The organism is Amycolatopsis kentuckyensis (assembly GCF_002155975.1).
GTDB classification, from domain to species: domain Bacteria; phylum Actinomycetota; class Actinomycetes; order Mycobacteriales; family Pseudonocardiaceae; genus Amycolatopsis; species Amycolatopsis kentuckyensis.
The window spans coordinates 1-4,383 of record NZ_MUMI01000216.1 but is presented as its reverse complement, the minus strand read 5'-3'; the positions used below and the strand labels follow the sequence as shown (position 1 = coordinate 4,383).

Sequence of the window (4,383 nt, the reverse complement as noted above, 5' to 3'; positions counted from 1 at the left end):
CGGGCTGTCCGAGGCGAACGCCCAGAGGATCTTGGCGTGGATGACGTAACTGCAGTTGTTGATGACCCAGGCGTCCTGCCCGGAATGGTCGTAGTCGGCGCAGCCGGGCAACGCCGCGGCCACGCCGAACGCGGCCACGACCGGCCCGGAGGACGCGTCGCCACCCGTGGTCGCGGCGGCTCCCGTTCCGGCCGTCGACACCATGATCCCGGCCGCCGCGGCGAGGACACCCACGGTCGAGGCGATCTTCTTCACCAGCATTGCTCCCCCTTTTCTCGGTGATGGGAAACCGGCTGCCGCAGCCTGCCAGGGCCGGCCGTCCCGGCGCGGGAGTTTCGAACACGCTCGAAGCGCGGTACTCTGCGAACAAACGACCAAACTGTTCGCACGGTTTCAGGAGGCCGCTTGCCCCCCGCGTTCAGCGCCGAGGAGCGCGCCCGGATCACCGCGGGGCTGCTGGAGACGGGCTACCGGCTGTTCACCACCCAGGGCCTGCGCAAGACGTCCCTCGACGACCTGGTCGCCCCGGCCGGGATCGCCAAAAGCAGCTTCTACGCCTTCTTCCCTTCCAAGGAGTCCTTGTACCTGGAGCTGATGCTGCGGCAGGCACCCGGGCTGCACGGCCGGCTGTCGGAGGTGCTGGAGGAAGCCGAGGACACCAGGGCCGCCCTGCGCGGGTTCCTGCGGGCCACCGTGCGGATCCTGGAGGACGACCCCCTCTACCACCGGCTGGTCACGCACCCGGAGGAAATGCGCGCGGTCGCCCGGCGCGTGGGGCCGGCGGAGGCGGGCCAGGTGCTGCCCCTGCCGGAGTTCCTGGCCGCGGCCCGGGCCAAGGGACAGCTCGTCGACGCCGACACCGACGAGGTGCTCGGGATCCTCCAGGCGGTCCTGCTGCTGCCGATGCACCGCGCGGACCTCGGCGAGGACCGCTACCCCGGTGTGCTCGACCGGCTCATCGACATCGTCGCCACCGGACTGACCACGGAGTGACCATGAAAGACGGCGTTTTCCCCGGCGGTGCCGCCTACCTCGAATTCGGCGCGGGCGAACCGCTCGTGGTGTTCCGCACGGTGCTGCCGGATTCGGCCAACCCCACCGGGCCGGCGCGCTGGGCGGAGCTGCGTTCCCTGAAGTCCTTGGCCGCGCGGCGCACCGTGCTGGTCGTCGGCCGCCGGCCCGGGCTGGCACCGGGGGTCACCATGGCCGAGCTCGCCGCGCACCACGCCGAGGAGGTGCGGGCGCGGTTCGACGGCCCGGTGGACGTGCTCGGAGTGTCCACCGCGGGCTGCCTCGCGCAGCAGTTCGCCGCCGACCACCCCGGCTTGCTGCGCCGGCTCGTGGTCGTCGCGGCCGGCGTGCGGCTCGGCCCAGAAGGCCGGCGCATCCAGCGCGAGAGCGCGGACCTGCTGGCCGCCGGCCGGTACCGGGCGGCGGCCGCGGCCCTCGCCCCCGGGATCGCGGAATCGCGGGCCGGTCGTGCCGTGCTGGCCGGGGTGCTGCGCGTGACCGCCCCCCGCCCGGCGGACCCGGCGGGCATGGTGGCCATGCTGCTGGCCGAGGACACGTTCGACATCGAGGACCGGCTCGGCGAGATCACCGCACCCACCCTGGTCATCGCGGGCTCCCGGGACGCCTTCTACCCGGCGGAGCTCGCCGGGAAGCTGGCGGAGGGCGTGCGCGACGGCCGGCTGGCGCTGTACGAGGGACGGCAGCACCACCGGGTGATGACCGACGGCCGGTTCGGCCGGGACGTCCTCGCCTTCCTCGCCTGACGGGTCAGGGACGGCTCGGCACCGGGCCGTACCGTGCCTGGGGCGCCCGGTTCACCCAGGCCCAGAACCGATCCCCGTACGACCAGTGCCACCACCGGGCCGGGTAGTTCACCAACCCGGCGGCCACCAGCGCCGACGCGAGCAACGCCCCCGTCCGCTCGTCCGGCGGCGGCACCGGACCCGAGCCACACGCCGGAAGCGGCCGTCCCACCTCGTCCACTTCGGACAGTGTGAGATCCACGGCGCCGCCCGTCGGGTGCTCGGCGGCGGCCAGGGCCTCGGCGATCGCGGAGGCCGGCGGGCGGTAGCCGTCGACGATGAGCAGCCGGACGTCGCGGGGCAGGAGGCTCTGGGCCGTCACCAAGCGGTCCACCAGTCCGTACCGGAGGTACGTCGGCCCGGCGGCCCGGAGGGGGGCCGATGTCCGGACGTCGACCAGTGCCTCGCCGCTGTCCCGGACCGGGATGCGGGACAGGCGGGGGTCGGACGGCAGCACGTCTTCTGGGGGCACCCGAACACCGTCGCCCACCCGGCTGCAGAAACCCTGCAATCGGATTACAGGGACGTCAGCTCGCCGTACTCGCGGGACCCGTAGGCGCGGAACGTCTCGATCGCCTCGGCCAGGGCCGCCTTCGCCGCGGTGTGGTCGCCGCGGGCCTCCTCCAGCTGGGCGATGTCACGCAGGGTTCGAGCGCCGAACAGGAAGGCCTCCTGTTCCCGGAACGCCTCGAGCGCGCCGGTGAGCCAGCCGCTCGCCTCTTCGAACCGGCCGGCGGCGAGGTCCAGTTCGCCGAGCGTCCGCATGACCATCGCCTCCGACCAGCTGTCACCTTCCTCGCGGTGGGCGGTGAGCGCGGTCTCGAGCGGTTCCCGCGCCTCGGCCAGCCGGCCCATCCGGAGGTGGGTCTTGGCCAGTCCGCGCAGGCAGAACGCGACCAGTTTCGCGTCGCCGAGCCGGCGGAACAGCGCCAGCGCGCGGCTGAAGGTCTCCTCGGCCTCGGCGAGCCGGCCGCGGCCGAGGTAGGTCAGGCCGACCGTGCGCAGCGTCAGTGCCTCCCCGCGTTCGCTGCCGGCCCGGCGGTACGCCGCCAGCGCCGCGGCCAGTGCCGCGTCGGCGGCCGCGAAGTCGCCGCGCTCCAGGTGGACCGAGCCGATCAGCCGCTCGCAGTGGCCGGTCGCGCGGTCGTCGTCCAGGCTCCGGCAGACCGCGGCCGCCTGGGCCAGGAAGTGCTCGGCCTCGGGGAGGTAGCCCTGGTCCCGGCAGGCCAGCCCGAGGGCGGTCAGCGCGCCGGCTTCGGCACGGGAGTCCTGCAGGTCGCGGAACCGCTCGACGGCGTCGGTGAAGTGCCGGCGGGCGTCGGCGAAGCGGTCCTGCTCGTACCGGAGCTGGCCGATCTGGGCCAGCAGGATCGCCTCGCCGCGGGTGTTGCCGGCCGCGCGGGCGGCGGCCAGCGCGGCACCGTGCGCGCGGTCCCACAGGTCCAGGACGCTGTTCAGGGGGTAGCTCGACGAGCAGAGCACCGACGCGATGGCGACGGCCGGCCCGTCGAGGCCCGCCTCGGCGGCCCGCTCCACGGCCAGCACCAGCGACGCCTGCTCGATGTCGAGCCAGCCGCGGGGATCGGTCAGCGCGGTGCCGAGCACCTCGGGGTCGACCGGGCCGGCTTCGGCCGTCGTCAGGGGGATCGCGCCGGAGGTGACGTGGTCGGCGATGTGGTTGCGCAGCCGGTCGAGCACCGCGGTCCAGCCGCCGGCCACGCGGGCGGTCGAGGCCACCAGGTCGGCGCGGGGCTCGTGCCGTTCGGCCTCCTCGCGCGCGTAGATGCGGACCAGGTCGTGCAGCCGGTAGCGGACCTGGCCGGTGTCGTCGACGAAGGTGTAGTCGACCAGGTGGGTGTCGACGAGGTGCTCGACGACCTGCTCGGCGGTGCCGATGTCGGTGTCGAGCGCGGAAGCCACGACCCAGGACCGGAAGTCGGCCAGCCCCAGGTACCCGAGCCGGCGGAGGGCGGTCCGGGCGGCCGGTTCCAGGTTGCGGACGCTCAGCTCGATGCTCGCCCGGATCTGCTGGTCACCGGCGCACAGCTCGGTGAGACGGCGCCGCTCGTCGGTCAGCCGGGTCGCGAGCAGGCGGGCGGTCCACTGCCGTCGGGTGGCCAGCCGCGCGCCCGCGACCCGGACCGCGAGCGGCAGGTTGCCGCAGCAGGCCACGATGTCCGCGGCGGCGTCGGGCGCGGCGTCGATCCGGTCGGCGCCGGCGATCCGGGACAGCAGGGCGGTCGCCTCCCCCGCCGAGAGCAGGCCGACCTCGACGAGGTGCGCGCCGGCGAGGCCGCCCAGGCGGTGGCGTGAGGTCAGCAGGACCGAGCAGGTGCCGGACCCGGGCAGCAGCGGGCGCACCTGCTGCTCGTTCGCGGCGTCGTCGAGCACGATCAGCACGCGGCGGCCGGCCAGCGCCGTGCGGTAGGCGTCCATGCGCTCGTCGGGGTCGTCCGGGATCGCGGTCCGGTGGGGCTGCAGGGCCCGCAGGAAGCGGCCGTGCACCTCGGTCGGCGAGGCCGGTGTGCCGGTGGTGCCCCGCAGGTCGACGTGCAGCTGCCCGTCGACC

Annotated in this window: 5 protein-coding genes; 2 read left to right on the top strand and 3 right to left on the bottom strand. The window is 74.5% G+C overall.

The window, feature by feature from the left end; translation table 11 throughout:
• Positions 1-261: hypothetical protein (locus CCN39_RS21440; RefSeq protein WP_143264104.1), on the bottom strand; the 261-nt coding region annotated here is incomplete at its 3' end.
• 144 nt (positions 262-405) lie between these two features.
• Between CCN39_RS21440 and CCN39_RS21435 the strand changes: the two genes are divergently transcribed.
• Together CCN39_RS21435 and CCN39_RS21430 are read left to right on the top strand one after the other, a co-directional pair.
• A complete protein-coding gene (locus CCN39_RS21435) occupies positions 406-993 on the top strand; it encodes a TetR/AcrR family transcriptional regulator (RefSeq protein ID WP_086844650.1) in 588 nt (195 codons plus the stop codon).
• Between the two features lie 2 nt (positions 994-995).
• A complete protein-coding gene (locus CCN39_RS21430) occupies positions 996-1,775 on the top strand; it encodes an alpha/beta fold hydrolase (RefSeq protein ID WP_086844648.1) in 780 nt (259 codons plus the stop codon).
• A 4-nt stretch (positions 1,776-1,779) separates the two neighbouring features.
• Here the strand turns inward: CCN39_RS21430 and CCN39_RS21425 are convergent, their stop codons facing one another.
• Positions 1,780-2,286, bottom strand: a complete 507-nt coding sequence (locus CCN39_RS21425; protein WP_086844646.1) for a M15 family metallopeptidase domain-containing protein — start codon at positions 2,284-2,286, stop codon at positions 1,780-1,782.
• A gap of 44 nt (positions 2,287-2,330) precedes the next feature.
• A partial coding sequence (locus CCN39_RS21420) for a tetratricopeptide repeat protein (protein WP_086844644.1) occupies positions 2,331-4,383 on the bottom strand: 2,053 nt, incomplete at its 5' end.

Bases quoted from the DNA above. Each gene is read 5' to 3' on its own strand.
- CCN39_RS21430 (WP_086844648.1), top strand. From the start codon at position 996: ATGAAAGACGGCGTTTTCCCCGGCGGTGCCGCCTACCTCGAATTCGGC.